Origin of the sequence: Gilliamella sp. wkB108, assembly GCF_001690195.1 — a bacterium.
GTDB classification, from domain to species: Bacteria; Pseudomonadota; Gammaproteobacteria; order Enterobacterales; family Orbaceae; genus Gilliamella; species Gilliamella apicola_L.
The window spans coordinates 20,635-42,224 of the sequence record NZ_LZGM01000073.1 but is presented as its reverse complement, the minus strand read 5'-3'; the positions used below and the strand labels follow the sequence as shown (position 1 = coordinate 42,224).

Sequence of the window (21,590 nt, the reverse complement as noted above, 5' to 3'; positions counted from 1 at the left end):
CCGTCGTCCATGGACGGAATATTATTGATAAAAACACAAAGAAGTAATGCTATTTTACTTAACCAATTGATAGAGCGCTTCTGCATCTAATGAAGCTGAATCCATAATAAATGCAATACCAGAAAGAACATTGCCTATTTGTGGATCACTGACATTTTGTTGCACTGAATGCAAAATCTCTTGCGCCCAATTGATTTTTTGTAGGACTGTCTCTACTTTTTCTTTAGAAGGATTGTTCATCTTATCTCCTTTTTTGTTAGGATGTCATAAAAGCCGATAATCAAAACACCATTATCAGATAAAGAAAATCATTTATTAATAAATTAAAGCGCACATTTTAAACGTTTAAAAATAAAAATAAACATAAAAACGCTTTAAAAAACGTAAATAAATTTAAATTAATTGTAAATAAAAAGATAATCCTAGTTTATCCAATGAAAAAAGTCTTATCGTGATCGCCTATTGCTGTAATAAACAATATTTTTGCACGATTTAGATTGATAATGTTAGACTTTATAGCAAATAAATTTACAAAATTTAAGTAAAATAGGATTGTTTGGCACAAGTTAATAAAGCTATTTTTGTTTAAAATTAACAACGAAGTAGCCAACATTTTTGACAAATAAGGATTTAAATATGAAGACTAAGCATGCACGTTTGTTAATACTCGGCTCTGGTCCTGCGGGTTATACTGCCGCAGTGTATGCTGCACGAGCTAATCTTTCACCAGTATTAATAACTGGAATGCAAGAAGGCGGGCAACTTACCACCACCACCGATCTTGAAAATTGGCCAGCCGGCGCTCCCGATTTAACTGGTCCTGAACTCATGGTTAAAATGAAAGAACATGCTGAAAGATTTAATACCGAAATTATTTTGGATCAGATTGATCGTGTCGATTTCAGTGCCAAACCCTTGAAGCTTTATGGCAGTGAAACTGAATATAGCTGTGATGCATTGATTATTGCGACGGGCGCTTCAGCTCAATATCTCGGTTTACCGTCTGAACAAGCCTTCAAAAGTAAAGGTGTATCGGCTTGTGCTACTTGCGATGGATTTTTTTACCGTAATCAAAAAGTCGCCGTAGTAGGCGGTGGTAATACTGCGGTTGAAGAGACGCTCTATTTGGCTAATATTGCCAGTGAAGTTCATTTGATTCACCGCCGAGATGGTTTTCGCGCTGAAAAAATATTAATGGATCGTTTAGATGAAAAAATAAAACAAGGTAAAGTTATTTTACATACACACCGAATTATAGATGAAGTACTTGGTGATAATATGGGAGTAACCGGTGTGAGATTGCTCAGCACGCAAGATCCGAATATAAGTGAAGAACTCGCCGTATTAGGGGTATTTATTGCCATTGGGCATAAACCTAATACCGCCGTTTTTGAAGGGCAACTTGAATTAAATAATGGTTATATTAAGGTACAATCTGGCACACAAGGCAATGCAACTCAAACAAGTGTTGAGGGTGTTTTTGCAGCAGGGGATGTAATGGATCATGTTTATCGACAAGCGATAACTTCAGCTGGCACTGGCTGTATGGCTGCGTTAGATGCAGAACATTATCTGGATAATCTAAAATAGTAAGTTGCCCTATCCATGTCATTAGATAAAAACCGTCAAACTTATCTTCTGGGTTGGTTAAAGCAGTATGCAAAAATGTATAAAACAGATTTGCGTATTTCCACTTTAACCGGCTTTATTTTGACCATTTTGGTGATTTTACAAGCTTCATTATTGGCGATGATTTTACAAAAAATCATTATTGAACAACTTAATTTTTCAGATGTCCTTATTTACTTTTTTTCTTTACTTACCGTACTATTAGCTCGTGCTTTATTGATTTATTTACGCGAAAAAATCAATTTTACTATGGGCAGTAAAGTACGAAAGCAAATTCGTCAAAATCTGATTAATCAACTTGAATCTCGTGGATCTGCTTATTTAAACCAAAGTACTACTGGTGCTTGGAGTACTTTAGTGATTGAGCAAGTCGATAATCTACAAAATTTTTATGCTCACTATCTACCACAAATGCGATTGGCCAGTATGGCACCCATTTTAATTTGCATCGCCATTTTACCTTTCAACTGGACAGCTGCTTTAATTTTACTTTGTACGGCCCCCTTAATTCCTATTTTTATGATTTTAGTCGGTATGGGCGCAGCTGATATTAATCGTCGTCATTTTAAGGCGCTTGCTTATTTAAGTGGTCACTTTTTAGATCGTTTGAAAGGACTGAATACTATTCGCTTATTTGATCAAGGAGAAAAGCAGGCCGAGGAGATCCAACGTGCATCTGAAGATTTTCGTGTTAAAACCATGCAAGTACTTAAAATGGCGTTTTTATCTTCTGCTGTATTAGAGTTTTTTACATCTATCTCTATCGCTATTGTAGCTGTTTATTTTGGATTTTCTTACTTAGGTGAATTTAATTTCGGTTCATATAATGGTGTAGTGACGCTATTTGCCGGATTTTTTGCATTAATTTTGGCTCCTGAATTTTTTCAACCTTTGCGTGATTTAGGTACTTACTATCATGCTAAAGCTGAAGCCATTGCTGCTGCCGATAATATAGAAGCCTTTTTAAATAAAAAAATACCACAACAACAAGTAAACCAAACCACGATTAAAGATAGACTCAATACATCACTGCAAACGATTGAAGCACAAGATCTGATTGTTTTATCCATTGAACAACAACCTATTGTTGGACCATTATCTTTTAAACTGCAAGCACCATTCCAACTGGCTCTAATTGGTACCAGTGGTGAAGGTAAGACCTCTTTAATGCATGTATTACTTGGTTTTTTACCCTATAAAGGCTCGCTCAAAATAAATGGTATCGAATTTAATCAATTAGATCTTGCCGATTGGCAACAACAAGTTAGTTGGATAGGACAATCGCCTTACCTAATTAATAGCTCTGTACGTGAAAATATTTTACTTGGTAAACCTAATGCTACCAATGAAGAACTTTTATCGGTTATTATTAAAGCGCAATTAAGCGATGTCATTGCCAAATTACCTGAAGGTCTGGATACGCAAGTGGGTGAAGATGCATTACGCCTATCGGTTGGGCAAGCGCAACGGATTGCATTAGCAAGAGCAATGTTAAAACCTTGCCAGCTGTTAATACTCGATGAACCTACCGCAAGCTTAGATAAACAAACCGTACAAAACCTTGAACAACATCATATTGCACCTAATAGCATTACTATCACACATCAGATAGATGATGTTGAACAATATGACTTAATTTGGCAACTAGCAAAAGGTAAACTTCATTGTGATATTAAGGAGATCTCATGCTAGCCATACTACGACCTTATATTGCTCTTTATAAACACTATTTTTGGCAGATCTTAATTGGTTTATCATTATCGATTCTTACACTTTTTGCCAGTGTATTTCTACTATCATTATCAGGATGGTTTTTAGCCTCTACTGCATTTGTTGGTGTTGCCGGTTTATATACATTCAACTATATGTTACCTGCTGCTGGTGTACGTGGTGCTGCGATCACTCGCACTGCTGCTCGCTACATGGAACGTTTAGTTGATCACGACACTACCTTTAAGATCTTAGCTTATTTAAGAACATTAGCTTTTCGAAAGATTTTACCTTTGAGCGCTAATCAATTAGCCCAGTATCAAAGAGCCGATCTGCTCAACCGATTTATTGTTGATATTGATGCTTTAGATCATCTCTATTTAAAGTTATTTTCACCTATTGTCACCGCATTAATCATAATTGTGATGCTATTTGTAGGCTTAAGTACAATTAATCTACCCATTGCTCTTATCATCACCATTGTTCTCACCATCACCTTGCTTGCTGTACCGATTATATTTTACCAAGCAGGTAAACAGTTAGGCGTAACGCTGGCTCAACAGCAAAGTGAATACCGTCTACTTTTAATTAACTATTTACAAGGTCAAGCTGAATTGACGCTGTTTAATGCTCAATTACGTTACCGAGCTAAACTGGATGAACTCGAAACCAATTGGCTACGAAATCAGCAACGCCAGTCAACATTAATGGCTTTATCCAGTGCTGTCGTATTACTGATTGTAGGATTTCTGACTTTACTGGTTTTATGGTTAATTACTCAATACACTTTATCGCCATTAGTTGCGCTGTTTGTGTTTGTTTGTCTTGCTAGTGCTGAAATTTTAACCCCTATCCCGGGGGCTTTTATCTTCTTAGGACAGGTATTAACTTCAGCTACTCGCACCAGTGCTATTTTCAATCAAACACCAAATATCAAATTTGTTAAATCTGGAAAAACCATTGATTTAAGTTCAGCCAAATTACAATTTAAGCAAATCAATTTTAGTTATCCAAATCAACCTTTTGCTATCTTAACCAATTTTTCGTTAACGATTCAAGCCGGTGAACATATTGGCTTGATTGGTAAAACAGGCTGTGGCAAATCAACGCTATTAAGTCTGATTAATCGTGCTTGGGAGCCTAATTCAGGTAATATTTATTTTAATGATACCCCACTTAATCAACTAGATGAAAAAACCTTACGACAAGCAATTGCAGTTGTTCCACAAATTATTACCATATTTAGTGATAGTTTACGTCAAAATCTACTTATAGGTGATCAGCAAGCAACCGATCAACAATTGATTGCGGTATTACAACAAGTAGAACTTGATAAATTGTTAACGACACAAGAAGGGTTAGATTTACCTCTCGGACAAGGAGGACGTTCACTTTCTGGAGGGGAAATTCGTCGAATCGGTATTGCCAGAGCATTACTACACAACTCACCATTAATATTAATGGATGAGCCAACAGAAAGCCTTGATCAGCAAACCGAACAACAAATTATTGCATTAATTAAGCAAACTTGTAAGGATAAAACCTTAATAATGGTGACACACCGTTTAACTCATGATCCACTGTTTGATCGTATTATTTCACTTTAACAACTATGACCGATTAAATTTATTTGATGATCATTAAATTTTATACTAAAACGTATAGTTAACCTGAAATATTTTGTCAATTGTCTTAAGATCTCATTCAATCATAACCGTGATTTTTAAAAAATATGCTATACTAACACTTTATTATTTAATCATAGAGAGATTATTTTGCAGCAATCGTTACAAGATTTTATCTTCGATAAAATTGATGATTTAAAAGGTAAAGATATTGTCACCCTTGATGTCCGTGGTAAATCCAGTATTACCGATTACATGATAATTTGTACTGGTACCTCCAACCGCCATGTAGCTTCTATTGCCGGTCACCTTCTTGATGAAGCCAAAAAACAAGGACACCTAGTATTAGGTAGTGAAGGCCAGAATGATGCTGATTGGGTGGTGGTTGATATGGATTCTGTGATTGTACATATAATGCAAGAAGAGAGCCGTCAACTTTACGAACTCGAGAAGTTATGGAGTTAACTGCGTGAAGATACAGCTTATTGCTGTCGGTACAAAAATGCCAAATTGGGTCACTACCGCTTTTGATGACTATTGTTCTCGTTTTCCTAAAGATATGCCTTTAGATCTCATTGAGATACCTGCGGGTAAACGAACTAAAAATGCAGATATTGTACGGATTTTAGATAAAGAAGGTGAGTTAATGCTTGGCGCTTGTGGTAAAGGTAATCGTATCGTTACCCTCGACATTCCCGGTAAACCTTACACTACTCACAATCTAGCTGAGCAGCTAGAGCGTTGGAAAACTGATGGCCGGGATGTCAGTTTATTAATTGGTGGCCCTGAAGGTTTATCCCCTGCTTGTAAAGCTCTTGCCGAGCAAAGTTGGTCACTTTCACCATTAACACTACCTCATCCATTAGTCCGTGTGATTGTTGCTGAAAGCCTTTATCGGGCTTGGAGTTTAACCACCAATCATCCTTATCATCGAGAATAAATAGTCAGGAAATAGATAATGAGCGAAATTATATTAGACTTACAAATCGCTACTCAAAACTGTGACAATTTGCCAAATGAACCACAAATTATGCAGTGGCTCGAAGTTATTCTGCCGCAATTTATGGATAATGCCGAAATCACTATTCGTATTGTTGATGAACAAGAATCTCAGCAATTAAATAACACCTATCGACATAAAAATAAACCGACTAATGTATTATCGTTTCCTTTTGAATCACCTATTGAAATTGAAGTACCTCTATTAGGTGATTTAATTATTTGTAAGCAAGTTGTAGAAGCAGAGGCAAAAGAACAAAATAAATCATTAACTTCGCATTGGGCGCATATGATTGTCCATGGTTGTTTACATTTGTTAGGTTATGATCATATTCTTGACGAAGAAGCCGAAGAAATGGAAAATATCGAAATTGATATCATGAAACAATTAGGTTTTGATAATCCTTATCAACCAATTGATTAACAAAAATATAGATTACTTCGTTTATTCATGTTGTAATCTTGATGATGAAATTGTACATTTAATACCTAATTATAAAAATAAATAATTCACTAACAGAAAGGGATGAGAGCAAATGAGTGATGATAATCACCGGAGACCGAAAAAAGGGTTCACATTATGGTTAAATCAGTTATTTAATTCAGAGCCAAAAGACAAGGAAGAATTGATCGAAGTTATACGCGAAGCTGAAGAAAATGAACTTATCGATCCTGATACTCTTGATATGATTGAGGGTGTAATGGATATAGCAGAACAACGTGTTCGCGATATTATGATCCCCCGTTCTCAAATTGTTACCATTAATGACAACTACACTCTTGATGAATGTTTAGATATTATTTCTGAACATGGTCACTCCCGATATCCTGTTATTAGTGAAAATCGAGATCATATTGAAGGCATTTTGTTAGCCAAAGATCTACTCATTTTTATTCGTGAAGGTGTTGATAACTTTAATCTCAAAAATATTTTACGTCCTACTGTTGTTGTGCCAGAAAGTAAGCGTGTAGATCATATGTTAAAAGAGTTCCGTATGCAGCGCTATCATATGGCAATTGCTATTGATGAATTTGGCGGAGTATCTGGTCTAGTTACCATTGAAGATATTTTAGAGCTTATTGTTGGTGATATCGAAGATGAGTATGACGAGGTTGAAGACCGTGATATCCGTCGCCTATCTCAATCCGTTTATACAGTCCGCGCTCTAACGCCAGTTGAAGATTTTAATGAAACCTTTGCAACAAACTTTAGTGATGAAGAAATGGATACGATTGGAGGATTGGTAATGCAGCATTTTGGTCGTTTACCAGTACGCGGTGAAAGTATCACAATTGATGGTTACCAATTTAAAGTGACCATTGCTGATCGTCGGCGAATCATTCAATTACATGTGACTATTCCAGAAGGTGCAACTGTGCCTAGTTTAGAGTTAGCTGACAATGCTTAAACATCTTTTCTTAGGTTTAATTTTAGGTGGTATAGCTGTTTTTAGCTATGCACCTTTTCATATTTGGCCTTTATCTATTATCTCATTTGCCGGCCTATTATGGCTAATTGCAGACAAAACCAGAAAACAAGCCATGCGAATTGGTTTAACTTGGGGTATTGGTTATTTTGCATCTGGTATCCATTGGGTTTATATCAGTATTAAGCAGTATGGTGAAGTTAGTACTCCTATTGCGATTACCATTTTAGGACTGTTAGTCTTATATCTATCGTTATACCCAATGCTATTTGCGCTTTTACTTCGCTTATTAAATCGATTTTTTCATAAATATTCATTTAAACAGTTAGTACTAGCTGCCCCACTAATTTGGCAATTAACTGAGTTTTTACGTGGTTATATTCTCACTGGATTTGCTTGGTTGCAAATAGGTTATAGCCAGCTTGATAGCCCTTTACGTGCTTACTTTCCAATCATAGGAATTAATGGGGTAAATTTATTAACCACTATTATATGCGGATTGGTTGTTTACACGTTATATAACATAAAACGCTTAGCGCAAAAAACGCACACATTTGGTGCTGTAATTGCACTATTGGTGATCTTTATTGCACCATTTTCATTCAAAAATATCAATTGGACGACAGTAAATAGTCAACGTTCTGCTAATTTTGTGTTAATACAAGGAAATATTGCTCAATCTTTACGCTGGTCAAGCCAGCAATTAAATAAAACCTTAAGTACGTATGCTGAACTAACTAAAGCAAACCTGAGTAAAGATAAAATCATTATCTGGTCAGAAGCAAGTATTACTGATTTTGAATTAAATCAACAACCTTATTTACAATATCTAGATAATGAAGCCAGAGAAAATGATGCGGAAATTGCAGTTGGCATTATTGATTTCCGACCCGCAGATCGAATTCACGAAACCAACAGCAATATTTACAATACGTTATTAGTTCTTGGTGAAAAAAATCCTTATGAATACCCGACGACTAACCGCTATCAGAAACATCACTTAGTTCCGTTTGGCGAATTCACCCCTTTAGAATCGGTACTTGAACCAATTGCTGCTCTTCTTGATATTCCTATGTCATCAATGAAAGCTGGTGAAGCAACACAACCACAACTTACAATTAAAGGGTTCAAGTTCACTACCGCTATCTGTTACGAAGTAATTTTATCTAATTTAATCTTACAGAACTTTGCACCTGATACAGATTTTTTACTAACTGTATCTAATGATGCTTGGTTTGGTGACAGTATTGGTCCATGGCAGCATCTACAAATGGCACAAGCCAGAGCATTAGAGTTTGGTCGTCCGTTAATTCGTAGCACCAACAATGGGATTACCGCTATCATTGATCACCATGGCAATATTATTAAACAACTTCCTCAATTTGAAACCGCCGTCTTAACCCAAACAATATCGCCAACAATTGGTTTAACACCTTATGCTAAATGGAAGGATATGATCTCTTCTGTCATCATGTTGTTGATGTTTATTTCACTTTTCATAAAAAAACGCTCATAGTCTAAGATAATGGCATAATTATTGCTTTAATTTATATGGTTATAAACTATATGGGTGACACCAATTTGCATCTGAAACTTAAGATTTATAGGCATCACCTGACTTCAATAATATACAAATAAACAGTAAAAAGTACTTTTATGCTAAAAAATAAGTTATAATATACCCCCTTTGTAAAAATATTAAATATATTTAATATGATACAAATTAAACAGTAGGAGATGAGTATGAACAAAAAAACAAAATTAACCAAATTAGTGTTATCATTTGCAATGTTGGGACTAATGAGTGGTGCCGCAGTTGCAGAGGAACTAAGCGGTACATTAGCCAAAATAAAAGATAGTGGTGTTATTGTTGTTGGTCATCGTGAATCTTCTATTCCATTTTCTTATTACGGTGATAATCAAGAAGTAATTGGTTACTCCCAAGATTATTCTAATTTAATTGTAGAAGCAGTTAAAAAAGAGTTAAATTTACCCAATCTTAAAGTAAAATATTTACCAGTTACCTCTAAGACTCGTATTCAATTACTTAATAACTATACTTATGATTTTGAATGTGGCTCAACCACTAACAACCTAGAACGTCAAAAAACTGTTAGTTTTTCAGATACTATCTTCATTGTTGGTACTCGCTTTTTAGTGAAAGCAGATAGTAATATCAATAGTATTAACGATCTTAAAGGTAAAAATGTGGTAACTACCGCAGGAACAACCTCTGAAATTCGCTTAAATCAAATCAATAGTAAAGAAAATTTAGGTATTCGTATTATTACACCTAAAGATCATGGTGATGCATTTAATGCTTTAGAAACAGGTCGAGCTGTTGCATTCTTAATGGATGATGCTTTACTTGCTGGTGAACGTTCACGAGCGATAAATCCTACAGAATGGAAAATTGTTGGTGAACCTCTCTCTTATGAAGCTTATGGTTGTATGGTCAGAAAAGACGATGTTCAATTTAAACAATTAATGGACAAAACAATTGCTGACGCACAGAAATCAGGAAAAGCTTTAGAATCTTACAATAAATGGTTTACTCAACCAGTTCCACCAAAAGGTGCCAATATGGCACTAGAGATTTCACCTAAGATGGTTGAACTTTTTGCAAATCCAAATGATAAAGCATTAGATTAATACTTTTCTTATCTTTCTAATCTTATGTACTGACTATATCGATATATCGTTATATTTGGTACATAATCTAATTTAATGAATTAAATATATTATGAGTTTTAATTGGACATTATTTTTTGAACCCACTCCCTACGGTGATGGAATTTATTTAAACTGGCTTTTAGATGGTGTCTTTGTAACAGCTTCTTTAGCAGTTACTGCTTGGATCATCGCCTTCTTACTAGGATCACTGGTAGGGATCTGCCGAACTTTAGAAAATAAATTTCTACAAAATTTTGCTGCTAGCTATATTCAGCTATTCCGCAATATTCCATTACTTGTGCAAATGTTTTTGTGGTATATGATTCTGCCAGAAATATTGACAGGCAGTCTAAAAACTTGGTTTATATCTGGATTATCGCCAAATATAAGCTCGTTTATCACTGCAGCACTTGCTTTGGGATTATTTACTTCGGCTCGTGTTGCTGAACAAGTCAGAACAGGTATTCAAACTTTACCTAAAGGTCAACGATATGCTGCTTTAGCACTTGGCTTAACTAATTGCCAAGCATATCGGTATATACTATTGCCAAATGCTTATCGACGCATTATTCCGCCACTGACCTCTGAGATGACAAATATTATTAAAAACTCATCGGTTGCTTCAACTATTGGTCTAATCGATTTAATTGGCCAAATTGATCGTATCAATGAGTCAACTAATAGTATCATCGAAATATTATGCGGCGTCACCATAGCCTTTATGCTGATCAATTATGCCGTTATTACTATTATGCGAATTGTTGAAAAACATACGCGTTTACCTAATATGAATCATGGAGGATAAGATGCAATTATTTGATTGGATTGCCAATATACCTTCATTGGTATTAGATAATTATCATTTATTATTAAGTGGTTTATGGCTAACAACTAAAATTACTTTAAATGCCGTTATCTTTGGTATTGTCTGGGGTACAGTGCTGGCACTTATGCGCTTGTCAAATTGTAAAATACTTAATATTTTTGCCAAATGCTATGTCAATTTATTCCGTTCTATACCACTACTATTAGTATTGTTATGGTTTTATTTAGCATTACCGCAAGTTATAAAATATGTATTTAATCTTCCGCCTTATGCTGATGTTCGAATTGTTTCAGCTATGATTGCATTTGCACTTTTTGAAGCGGCTTATTATTCTGAGATCATTCGTGCCGGTATTAATGCAGTGACTAAAGGTCAATACCATGCAGCGTATGCATTAGGAATGACAAAAAGCCAAGCAATGCGCTTGATTATTTTACCTCAAGCATTTAGATCGATGGTGCCATTACTATTAACGCAGGGTATTATCTTATTTCAGGATACCTCTTTAGTTTATGTAATGAGTTTAATCGACCTTTTTGGCGCAAGCGTTACACAAATTGGTAATGTGCAAGGTGGCACTGTTAAATATTCAATGATTATTTTTGCAGCAGCGAGTTATTTTGTAATTTGTTTTACTGCTTCACGTTTAGTTAATTATTTCAAAAAAGGGATAAATAGATGATCTCCTTAGAAAATGTATCAAAATGGTATGGACAATTTCAAGTATTAAAAAACTGTACAACAAGAGTCGGTAAAGGCGAAGTTGTGGTAGTTTGTGGTCCGTCAGGTTCCGGTAAATCAACGCTGATTAAAACTGTCAATGGTTTAGAGCCAGTACAAAAAGGTCAAATTATTATTGATGGAACAGAAGTCACGAGCCAGTCAACTAATTTGGCTAAATTGCGTTCCAAAGTTGGTATGGTGTTCCAGCATTTCGAACTGTTTCCACATTTAACAATATTAAAAAATCTAACTCTTGCTCAAATTAAAGTACTTGGGCGAGCTGATAAAGAAGCACAAGAAAAAGCACTTAGTTTGCTAGATCGCGTTGGTTTGCTTGCACATGCAAATAAATACCCAGCTCAGCTTTCAGGTGGTCAACAACAACGTGTTGCTATTGCTCGCGCACTTTGTATGGATCCAATTGTGATGCTATTTGATGAACCAACTTCAGCACTTGATCCTGAAATGGTTAATGAAGTGTTAGATGTAATGGTTGAACTTGCTTACGAAGGAATGACAATGATGGTTGTTACTCACGAAATGGGCTTTGCTCGTAAAGTGGCACACCGCGTTATTTTTATGGATGCAGGGGAAATTATTGAAGATACCTCTAAAGAGCAGTTCTTTACTAATCCACAATCAGATCGTGCCAAAGATTTCTTAGCTAAGATCATCCATTAATCGATCATGCAAAATAAAAAGCACCTTGCTAAACTAGCCGGTGCTTTTTATAATATCCCCCTCTTTTCTATCTCAATAGAAGTAAAATATGAAGTTAAGTCATTCATTTAGTGGAGCATTAAGAACATTTGTCTATTTTATGGCAAGTGGAACCCAATATACTTTAAAGGGGATTGATTATTTATCTCTTTATGGTGAAGATCCTAGCGCTATAGAACAAGTATTTGCCATTTATGCTAATGTGATTGAACTTGATGAAAATGGTGAAGTTTTAAATGCTCCCTATGCGGAAAAACGTGCTACAGATTTTTTGCGCTACTATTTTGATAATGATTATGTCATTGATCCACCCTACGAAGATTGGGAACTTGAGCTGTATTAACCTATATTAGTTAACAAATTGTTGATAACTAATTATAACAATAGTCTATTGCGCGCTATAATCATTAATCTGCTCTGCTAAACCACTTTCACGATATATCTGACTTTTAACGATTCTTTCTAATATTTTTGCTTCTGCATAAATTGAAACTGATTTTTTAGCTCGCGTGATCGCGGTATAAAGTAAAGATCGATTCAGTAACGGGGAGTAATCAGTAGGCAATATTATATTAACATGATCGAATTCTGAACCTTGTGATTTATGAATTGTCATGGCATACGCCGTTTCATGTTCAGGTAATCTAAAAGGTGAAAATCCTTTAATTGATCCATCAGCAAAAGGAAAATAAACTCGCAGTTTTGAACTATCGTGTTCAGCGGCTAACGTAATACCAATATCCCCATTATATAACCCTAATGAGGCACTATTACGTAAAATCATGATTGGGCGCCCTATATACCATGTTTCTTTGTTTTTCAGTCGAATTAAATTATCTTTAGCCAATAATGATTCAATTTGTTTATTTAAACCTTCAACACCAAATAATCCTTCCCGTACCGCACAAAGTAAGCGATACTCGGCAAACTTGTCTAATATTAAAGCAATGTCATCATTGCCATATCGTTTTATGGTATTTAAGTAATGCTTATAATGTGTAACGCAGTCGTTAAGCACCGATTCATAGGCTTGTTGGGATGATAAAGGATGATACTGAACATCCTTAAGTGAAGCATCAGCTAACAGCTTATTGACTGTCAAATAGTGACCTTCTTTAACAGCATTTGCTAATAAACCAATGCCAGATGATTCATTAAAGCGATAGCTCTTTTGTAACAAACAAATACTATCTGTGATAGATGCAACATTCTGATTTACAGGAACAAAATACCCGGTTAGGTAGCTCAACTCTTCTGCTCTCCCCTCGCTGTATCCCGAGGCTATGAAAGCACATAAATCACCAAAAACGGCTCCCGCTTCTACTGACGAAAGTTGATCTTTATCTCCTAACAAAATTAGTCGAGCTGACGTTGACAAGGCATCAATAACCCTTGCCATCATATTTAAATCGACCATAGAGGCTTCATCAATCACTAAAACATCAACATGTAATGGGTTATTTTTATGATAAGAGAACGAACGATTGTCAGCTTTAGCACCTAATAAACGATGTAAAGTCACTGCTTCAGCCCTTATATTTAACGACTGAAAAGAGAGCAAATCGATCGCACGGCTAAGTGATTCGGTCAACCTTGAAGCCGCTTTCCCCGTTGGCGCAGCTGTAACTATTCGTGCATTAGGGGTTGTTAACATAATTCCGGCTAAGATTTTAGCCACCGTTGTCGTTTTACCTGTACCAGGACCACCAGAAATAATGGCTACTTTACGTGTTAATGCAACGGCCACCGCGACCTTCTGCCAATCGATCGTAACCTCATTATTAGTAAATAGCTGATCAAGAATATTTTTCAGATCATTCGTAGTAAACGGTTTCTGCTCCAATGTAGTATGATTAAAATAGTGGGCAACTAACTTTTCATCCAGCCACATTCGTTGAAAATAGAGTTTATTTTGAGTAAAAATGAGTGGTGATAGCTGTTCACCACTACTTACTACCTGTTTTTTTGTGGCGTGTTCAAGGGTTGTTATCCAATCTTGCTCAGTGGGTGATAACAATGCTAACCAGATTTCAGGTTCAATATTTTGTTGGGTTAAACGTGAAAGAGAGAGGCATACATGTCCTTCTCTCACTTCCATACTAAGGGATAAAATCAAAAAGCTAAATCGTTTAGCCCAAATCTCATCATTTAACTGCGCTTTACTCGTTAAAAAGTTTGCTAAATGTATATCTAGCAAACTCACTTGACTATATTGTTTAAACTGATTTAACCATTGCAATAACATACTTTGTTCTTTTTATGTTGTCTATAAGCCTATTATAGTGTTAGCTTTATCGTTTGGATAAGTTAACTTAAAGCTTAAGTTAAGATTCTTGGCTTCACTTGGTTTTAATGTAAATTCCCAAGCTAATAATCCGGTATCTTTATCATAAGTAGCGTCGCCATACTTCGCATCATCAAGTTCTATTGTCTTGTGATGAATTAACGGTAACTGATCGTAAATAGCAATATCAATTGGTAATGGTTTGGTATTTTTTACAGTAATAATATAAGCATATTTTTGAGAGACTTCATCTTTAAAAAAAGAGGGTTTTGAAGTTTCATCCAGATTACGATTACGGGTAATCAAAATATTTTTATCTCGACCTAATGATAGGTTAAGTGTATCTTTCACATCTGCAGTCGTAATAAAACTTTCACCTATATAATTACCATTGAAAAATACAGTAGATTTACCGGGTAATAAATTAAGTTTATCCCAATCGGCAATTTGGGCTTGTAAATAAGCATTACTATCTAATTTTGGTATAGAAATATAACGATATTTAGCCTCAACTTGTTTATCTTGTAGGGTTAATATATTGTTTTGGCTATTAGTTTTAATCGTATAAGGTAATTTAACATCAAAACGAGTATCAATACCGGTAGCATTAATTAATACATTATCAATCATCGGGTTTACAGATTTGGATACTCTAGCGCTAATTTGATCATAATCTTTTTCACTCTTAGAAAAGAAGAAACCACCACCTTTCTCATTGCTATACATATCAACATGCCAAGGTGTTAGTTCCGGAGCGGTGATCCCTTCACTTGGATTAGCGGTTGATAAACTAAAATCGATATTCTGCCAATCTAAACCCGTTTGCTGATAAACATCAGCTTTATAGGTTAATTGTAGTGGTGAATTAATATCAGCGACCCGTACATCATAAACGGGTTTCCAACCAGCATTCTCGGTCACATATGAAAGTGTCATCGGTAGTTCTACTTTTTTATCAGAATAGACTTTAACAGCAATGGCATTATTTAAGTTGTGTGAGGCAGCCCTTGCTTGTTCTATTTTCTGTTTACAATCACTGAGTTGTTGCTCTAGCTTGTCTAACTCTGTTTGTAAAGTATATTGCTCATTCAACGCAGTCGCTAAATTTGTTTTAACAAAATCTAATACATTTTTCATATCAGTCAATTCATCATGTGCTGTTTTGACTAAACCATCTAAACGATTGCCTTGTAATAAGGTAACTGTTTCAGACACTGCTTTCAATTGAATCTCAGTAGTAACATATTTTGTCTCTAATTGTTGTAACTGATCACCTAACGACTTTAGTTCACTACTTTCTTCTCTTTTTGCAACATCATTATTTTTTAAAGTAGTGGATAATATCTTGATACTCGTATCTGAATTAAAACCGACATTGATTGAGTTAGGATTAACACCATCAGCAATACCAGTTAACAAAATCTCACTTTCACCTTTGGTCAATGATACAGTTGATTGTCCTTGTAACTCCGCACCTTTTAAAAATAAGGTGACTTTATTTAAGGTGATATTGTTATCAGCAAAAGCTGAGCCAGAAATAACTGCAATTAGCAAGGCGATTTTCTGAATTTTCATTGTTTTATCCTTTTTTAGTATGGTTATCATCTTTAACAATAGAACAAAGTGATCTTGATTGAATCACCATCAAATCTCACACTAACTTGTCCCATCAATAATAAAGAATCTTAATTTGTATTATATGTAAATAAGGTAGATAAAAAAATAAATTATTTGTTTAATATATTGAACATTTAAATAAAATAATGTACATTTAGTAAAAAATATAAAACGAAATATAAGGAGACACCATGAGTAGCTTCAATTATTTAAAAAAAGTAATAAAACGTAAGAACTTATCATTACAAACCGTTGCCGATGCTTGCCAAATGACTAAAGGTTATCTTAGTCAACTTATTAATGATAAAATCAAAAATCCCAGTGCGCAAAAATTACAGTCACTTCACCACTATTTACAAGTCGAAGAGCCAATAAAACAAAAAAAAGTCGGCGTGATTTTTGGCAAATTTTATCCTCTACATACTGGACACATCTACCTTATTCAACGAGCTATTAGTCAAGTCGATGAACTCTATGTAATCCTCTGCTCTGATACGCTACGTGATATGGCGCTATTTGAACAAAGTGCAATGTCACGTCAAGCAACAATCAATGATAGAATTCGTTGGCTACTACAAACTTTTAAATATCAAAAAAATATTCATATTGAATTACTAGAAGAGGATGGTATTCCTGCTTATCCAAATGGTTGGCATCAATGGAGTGATCGTGTCAAAAAACTATTTAAAGAAAAAGGCATCGATCCCAATTGTGTTTACTCAAGTGAACCACAAGATGTGGAGATGTATAAAGATTTATTCAATTTAAAGACAGTGTTAATAGATCCAACCAGACAATTTATGCCAGTAAGTGGAACACAAATCCGACAAGCTCCACTTAAAAACTGGCAATATATTCCAACTGAGGTCAGACCATTCTTTGTCAGAACTGTCGCTATCTTAGGCGGTGAATCAAGTGGCAAATCTACCTTAGTGAATAAGTTAGCGAACGTATTTAATACTACCAGTGCTTGGGAATATGGACGAGATTATGTCTTTTCGCAACTTGGCGGCGATGAACGAGCATTACAATTTGCTGACTACGATAAAATTGCCTTAGGACATGCACAATATATTGATTTTGCTATAAAACATGCTAACAAAGTATCGTTTATTGATACCGATTTTGTGACCACTCAAGCTTTCTGCAAGAAATATGAAGGCAAAGAACATCCATTTTTACAAGCGATGATCAATAACTACCGTTTTGATCTGGTTATTTTACTTGGAAACAATACCCCTTGGGTAGCTGACGGCTTACGTCATTTAGGTAGTCCTAAACAACGAAAAGACTTTCAACAATTACTTATTTCTATATTAGAAAAAAATAACATTAATTATATTCAAATAGATTCACCTGATTATGAACAGCGCTACCTACGTTGTATCGATTTAGTTAATCAACTTATTAACCACGAGGAATAATAGTTATGGATAAATTAATCGCAGGTATCATACTCATTGGCCGTAATAAATTTTATCCGGTATTTTGTATAGTCTGTGTCTCTTTAGCCTTTCTATACACCGATCCTTTTACTACTGTAAACATACGCTATGCGATATCTTATTTTGGAGCGTTTTGTGGTTTACTTTGTGTTATTTTACTCGCTAAGCGTAAAAATAGCGGTAATTTACTTGGTATGTTCGCTGTAACCGGAGAATGTGTTGCTAATTTCTTAGGTGGTAATATTGGTGCCAGCCTACCTACTTTCTACTATTTTTGTTCTCACATCTATGGGATCATCACTTGGCACAAAAACCAAGACGATAATAAAAGTGTCAAAGTTCGCGCGCTTAATGAACAGGCATTTTTATACACAATTATCTTCCTTATCTGTGCAGTATTTTTTAATATCTACCTAACTAATGCCATTGGTGTTGATAATACTATTTACCAACTGATTACTAACTGTTTTATTTTTGGATTAGGCGTGGTGGCACAACTGCTGTTAATGCTAAGGTACTCATTTAATTGGTATTTATGGGTGATATTAAACGTACTTGTTATTGGTCTAAACATTTATACTGATAACCTCATTATTGCTACCCAATACTTAATCTATCTATTTAATGCCATTTATGGGATTTGTGAATGGAAACAATCTGAAAATAAGTCATAAACACAACTATTTTTGACAAGAAGTTTCAGGTTAGCTATACGTTTCAATATAAAATAAATAGGTGATTAAATTATCACCTTAACAACATAATGCATGGTCGGTTTTTGGTATGGCTCTCATCATTTACCGACTCTTTATGCTTCTATTGCAATAAGTAGACATATAGGAAGGAAAAATAATGTTTATTATACAAAAGCGGAATTAACCAAATCAAACTATCGGTTTGTTAAACTGAGCTGTATATATCAATATATCTTCATAAAAACCGATGAATAACGCCCAGCCACACCAGATAAAGTGAGAAAAATATATGCATTAATTAATTTAACAAGATGAAACCATCGTCTATCATGATAGTTTTTACTCTATATCACCTTTAACTAATGGTACAAATTTTACTTCGCCCATATTGTTAGTAATAAAGTTATCACCATCTCGCTCAATCACCTGTAAAATCTGTTCATGTTCACCTACCGGAATAACTAAGCGTCCTTTATCGGCTAATTGCTCTACTAAACTTTGAGGAACTTCTGATGCGGCAGCTGTAACGATAATACCATCAAAAGGAGCGCGTTCAGGCCACCCTTGCCAACCATTACCATGACGTGTTGCTATATTATGAATATCAAGTTGTTTCAATCTTCGTTTTGTATTCCATTGCAAACTTTTAATTCTCTCAATTGAACAAACTTGATCGACTAATTTAGCCAATATTGCTGTTTGATATCCAGACCCTGTTCCTATTTCAAGAACTCTGGAGTTAGGTTGTAATTGCAACAGCTCGGTCATTTGCGCAACAATATAAGGTTGTGAAATAGTTTGCCCACTACCAATAGGTAATGAACGGTTATCATACGCTTGGTGAGACAGCGCTTCATCAATAAAATGTTCACGAGGAATTGAGGCGATTGCTGTTAAGACACGCTCATCTTTGATTCCTTGCTGACGCAATAATTTAATTAAAGACTGCATTTTCAAACTTTGCATTTGCGTTACACTTTCCCTATTATCAGTTCACGTATCACACTTGTTGCATAACAACCCGAAGGTAAATAGAAGCTGACTTCAATACAATTATCATCTAACCATTGCCAAACAAGTTGTTGCGGACGTAATAACAGCGAACGTCTTGCTGTTTCAATCCGCTCTTTTTCAAACAAGTCACCAAATTTAGACCATTTTTGTAAACACTCTTGTTCAAATTCAAGAGCAACAGACAAAGTACCAAGTGGCGAATCGCCAACCATTGGTGCTGTAATATTAATTTCGCCTTGCAATAAACGTTGTTGTAAAACCGTTAGCTCATTCGCTTGCGCTACAAACCAACTTCCACGCTGGGCTAACTGCAATATATCACCATCAAGCACTCGTTGATGTAGATCCTTCTCAATTCGTTTGCTTACTATATCATTAAAAATAGCACTTCGCGCGGCAGATAAATAAAAGCTCTTTTTTTTCCTATCTTTAACAGCAATTTCTCCATTTGCCCATTTTATAGCTTGTGTAATATTATTTTCATCTCGACCAAATCGTTGTTCACCAAAATAATTAGGTACACCATGTTGTTTGATTAAGGCGAGTTTAGAATCCAATTCCGTCTTAGCGGTTAACTCTTTAAGTCTAATATTAAAGTGATTACCTTTTAGCGCACCAATTTTTAACTTTTTATTATGTCGCGTCACTTGTAATATTTGACAATCTGCCAAATTAAATGCGGAAAAATCAGGGGTTGATTGGCCTGGCATATGTAAGCTAAACCATTGGGAAGTGACAGCCTGACGATCTTTTAAACCTGCATAACTTACTAATTTAGCAGAAATGCCCACATATTTAGCAAGTTGTTCAGCAACATAAATGGTATTACAATCGCGTTTTTGTAAATAAACTAAAACATGTTCACCTTCACCGGTCAGCTCAAAACCGAGATCTTCTTTAACAACAAAATCATCATACTGCTGTTTATATTGCCCAGTAACTGTTGGTTTTCCGTATAAATAACTGAGTTCTTCTACTAACACTACTTTTACCTATTTACCTGATTTAATTAATCGTTAATTTTTTTTTAATAAAACTACTGCCTCACAAGCTATACCCTCTTTACGCCCAGTAAAGCCTAATTGTTCAGTCGTCGTTGCTTTTATACTAATTAGATCGAAGTGAACATTAAGATCTTCAGCGATATTGACACGCATTTGATCAACATGAGGACGCATTTTCGGTTGTTGGACAATAATCGTTGCATCAAGATTAACCAGTTCATATCCCTTAGTTTGAATAATACTATATGTTTCTCTCAACAAAATACGACTATCAATGCCTTGATATTTAGGATCAGTATCAGGAAATAACTTTCCAATATCTCCTAATGCTAATGCACCAATCAACGCATCGGTAATAGCATGCAATACCACATCACCATCAGAATGTGCAATAAGTCCATGCTCATAAGGAATTTTCACACCACCCAGTGTAATTGGTCCTTCTCCGCCAAATTTATGAACATCAAATCCATGACCTATTCTCATGTTTTTTACCTATTAGTAATATGATTGGTTAAATAAAATTTTGCTAATTCTAAATCTTCAGGACGTGTAATTTTTATATTATCTCGACGGCATTCAATGAGTAAAGGATGCCCACCACAATACTCAATTGCCGAAGCCTCATCTGTAATCACCACATGATTTTTTAAAGCCCGCTTTAAACAAGACCTTAGTTCACCCACTTTAAATAACTGAGGTGTTGCAGCGCCCCATAAATAAGTACGATCAATTGAATGATCAATAATGTCTTCATTTGGATAAGCATGTTTTATCGTATCACTAACTCGGGTTGCTAAAATCCCCCCACGTTGTGAATAAGTTACCGTTTCAATTAATCGACTAATATCATCTTGATCGACACAAGGTCTTGCCGCATCATGAACTAACGCCCAAACATTGTCATCCAACGAGTTTAACCCAGCTAAAACAGACTCGGCTCGAGTCACACCACCTAAAACAGCACTAATTTTATCATGTGTAGCGATCGAAAGTGTTTGAAATAGTCTATCTTTCGGACTTATTACCACAATTACTTTATCTATTTTGGGATGCGTTAATAATTTATTTAAAGTATGTTCCAAAATCGTCATTGAACCAATTTTTAGGTATTGTTTAGGAATTTTGCTATTCATACGACAGCCAACACCTGCCGCTGGAACTATCGCAATAATTTTATTAGTATTATTCACGTCAGG

22 protein-coding genes are annotated in these 21,590 nt (G+C 35.2%); 15 read left to right on the top strand and 7 right to left on the bottom strand.

Features of this window, described 5'->3' with window-relative positions:
* Positions 1-54 precede the first annotated feature (54 nt).
* The gene (locus A9G11_RS07690) at positions 55-240 is read right to left on the bottom strand and encodes a hypothetical protein (RefSeq protein WP_065619035.1); all 186 of its coding nucleotides are present in this window, start codon (positions 238-240) and stop codon (positions 55-57) included.
* A 396-nt stretch (positions 241-636) separates the two neighbouring features.
* On the opposite strand from A9G11_RS07690, the gene trxB reads away from it, so the two are divergent.
* From trxB to A9G11_RS07625, 13 genes are all read left to right on the top strand, one after another.
* A complete protein-coding gene (gene trxB, locus A9G11_RS07685; protein ID WP_065619034.1) occupies positions 637-1,590 on the top strand; it encodes a thioredoxin-disulfide reductase in 954 nt (317 codons plus the stop codon).
* A gap of 15 nt (positions 1,591-1,605) precedes the next feature.
* Positions 1,606-3,321: a heme ABC transporter permease/ATP-binding protein CydD gene (gene cydD, locus A9G11_RS07680; RefSeq protein ID WP_065619033.1), complete on the top strand. Its 1,716-nt coding sequence runs from the start codon at positions 1,606-1,608 to the stop codon at positions 3,319-3,321.
* Positions 3,315-4,946: a heme ABC transporter ATP-binding protein/permease CydC gene (gene cydC / locus A9G11_RS07675; RefSeq protein ID WP_065619032.1), complete on the top strand. Its 1,632-nt coding sequence runs from the start codon at positions 3,315-3,317 to the stop codon at positions 4,944-4,946. The genes cydD and cydC overlap by 7 nt, the downstream gene beginning before the upstream one ends.
* A 165-nt stretch (positions 4,947-5,111) precedes the next feature.
* Positions 5,112-5,429 carry a ribosome silencing factor gene (gene rsfS / locus A9G11_RS07670; protein ID WP_065619031.1) on the top strand — a complete coding sequence of 106 codons (318 nt, stop codon included), beginning with the start codon at positions 5,112-5,114 and terminating at the stop codon, positions 5,427-5,429.
* A gap of 4 nt (positions 5,430-5,433) precedes the next feature.
* Positions 5,434-5,904: a 23S rRNA (pseudouridine(1915)-N(3))-methyltransferase RlmH gene (gene rlmH, locus A9G11_RS07665; RefSeq protein ID WP_065619030.1), complete on the top strand. Its 471-nt coding sequence runs from the start codon at positions 5,434-5,436 to the stop codon at positions 5,902-5,904.
* An 18-nt stretch (positions 5,905-5,922) separates the two neighbouring features.
* Positions 5,923-6,387 (top strand): rRNA maturation RNase YbeY, encoded by a 465-nt coding sequence (gene ybeY / locus A9G11_RS07660; protein WP_065619029.1) that lies wholly within the window; start codon positions 5,923-5,925, stop codon positions 6,385-6,387.
* Between the two features lie 112 nt (positions 6,388-6,499).
* Positions 6,500-7,372 carry a CNNM family magnesium/cobalt transport protein CorC gene (gene corC, locus A9G11_RS07655; RefSeq protein ID WP_065619028.1) on the top strand — a complete coding sequence of 291 codons (873 nt, stop codon included), beginning with the start codon at positions 6,500-6,502 and terminating at the stop codon, positions 7,370-7,372.
* Complete coding sequence (gene lnt, locus A9G11_RS07650; protein ID WP_065619027.1) at positions 7,365-8,906, top strand: apolipoprotein N-acyltransferase; 1,542 nt, start codon at positions 7,365-7,367, stop codon at positions 8,904-8,906. The genes corC and lnt overlap by 8 nt, the downstream gene beginning before the upstream one ends.
* A 227-nt stretch (positions 8,907-9,133) precedes the next feature.
* Complete coding sequence (locus tag A9G11_RS07645; RefSeq protein WP_065619026.1) at positions 9,134-10,042, top strand: glutamate/aspartate ABC transporter substrate-binding protein; 909 nt, start codon at positions 9,134-9,136, stop codon at positions 10,040-10,042.
* 91 nt (positions 10,043-10,133) lie between these two features.
* Positions 10,134-10,868: an amino acid ABC transporter permease gene (locus tag A9G11_RS07640; RefSeq protein ID WP_065619025.1), complete on the top strand. Its 735-nt coding sequence runs from the start codon at positions 10,134-10,136 to the stop codon at positions 10,866-10,868.
* 1 nt (position 10,869) lies between these two features.
* Entirely contained in the window at positions 10,870-11,571 is a 702-nt protein-coding gene (locus A9G11_RS07635; protein ID WP_065619024.1) for an ABC transporter permease subunit, read from the top strand.
* Complete coding sequence (locus A9G11_RS07630) at positions 11,568-12,293, top strand: amino acid ABC transporter ATP-binding protein (protein WP_065619023.1); 726 nt, start codon at positions 11,568-11,570, stop codon at positions 12,291-12,293. The genes A9G11_RS07635 and A9G11_RS07630 overlap by 4 nt, the downstream gene beginning before the upstream one ends.
* A gap of 88 nt (positions 12,294-12,381) precedes the next feature.
* On the top strand, positions 12,382-12,675 hold the full coding sequence (locus A9G11_RS07625) for a DUF7677 family protein (protein ID WP_065619022.1): 294 nt from the start codon (positions 12,382-12,384) through the stop codon (positions 12,673-12,675).
* 45 nt (positions 12,676-12,720) lie between these two features.
* Here the strand turns inward: A9G11_RS07625 and recD are convergent, their stop codons facing one another.
* Positions 12,721-14,577 carry an exodeoxyribonuclease V subunit alpha gene (gene recD / locus A9G11_RS07620; RefSeq protein WP_065619021.1) on the bottom strand — a complete coding sequence of 619 codons (1,857 nt, stop codon included), beginning with the start codon at positions 14,575-14,577 and terminating at the stop codon, positions 12,721-12,723.
* Positions 14,578-14,598: 21 nt separating this feature from the next.
* Positions 14,599-16,191, bottom strand: a complete 1,593-nt coding sequence (locus tag A9G11_RS07615; protein ID WP_065619020.1) for a DUF4139 domain-containing protein — start codon at positions 16,189-16,191, stop codon at positions 14,599-14,601.
* A gap of 233 nt (positions 16,192-16,424) precedes the next feature.
* Between A9G11_RS07615 and nadR the strand changes: the two genes are divergently transcribed.
* Positions 16,425-17,657 (top strand): multifunctional transcriptional regulator/nicotinamide-nucleotide adenylyltransferase/ribosylnicotinamide kinase NadR, encoded by a 1,233-nt coding sequence (gene nadR / locus A9G11_RS07610; RefSeq protein WP_065619019.1) that lies wholly within the window; start codon positions 16,425-16,427, stop codon positions 17,655-17,657.
* A 5-nt stretch (positions 17,658-17,662) separates the two neighbouring features.
* Positions 17,663-18,352 (top strand): nicotinamide riboside transporter PnuC, encoded by a 690-nt coding sequence (gene pnuC, locus A9G11_RS07605; protein ID WP_065619018.1) that lies wholly within the window; start codon positions 17,663-17,665, stop codon positions 18,350-18,352.
* A gap of 360 nt (positions 18,353-18,712) precedes the next feature.
* Here the strand turns inward: pnuC and A9G11_RS07600 are convergent, their stop codons facing one another.
* Genes A9G11_RS07600 through ispD form a run of 4 tightly spaced genes read right to left on the bottom strand, consistent with a single transcriptional unit; the run spans position 18,713 to position 21,584 of the window.
* Positions 18,713-19,339, bottom strand: a complete 627-nt coding sequence (locus A9G11_RS07600) for a protein-L-isoaspartate(D-aspartate) O-methyltransferase (protein ID WP_065619017.1) — start codon at positions 19,337-19,339, stop codon at positions 18,713-18,715.
* A gap of 5 nt (positions 19,340-19,344) precedes the next feature.
* Complete coding sequence (gene truD, locus A9G11_RS07595) at positions 19,345-20,370, bottom strand: tRNA pseudouridine(13) synthase TruD (RefSeq protein ID WP_065619016.1); 1,026 nt, start codon at positions 20,368-20,370, stop codon at positions 19,345-19,347.
* A gap of 33 nt (positions 20,371-20,403) precedes the next feature.
* On the bottom strand, positions 20,404-20,877 hold the full coding sequence (ispF, locus tag A9G11_RS07590) for a 2-C-methyl-D-erythritol 2,4-cyclodiphosphate synthase (protein WP_065619014.1): 474 nt from the start codon (positions 20,875-20,877) through the stop codon (positions 20,404-20,406).
* 5 nt (positions 20,878-20,882) lie between these two features.
* A complete protein-coding gene (gene ispD, locus A9G11_RS07585; RefSeq protein WP_081298469.1) occupies positions 20,883-21,584 on the bottom strand; it encodes a 2-C-methyl-D-erythritol 4-phosphate cytidylyltransferase in 702 nt (233 codons plus the stop codon).
* Between the last annotated feature and the right edge of the window lie 6 nt (positions 21,585-21,590).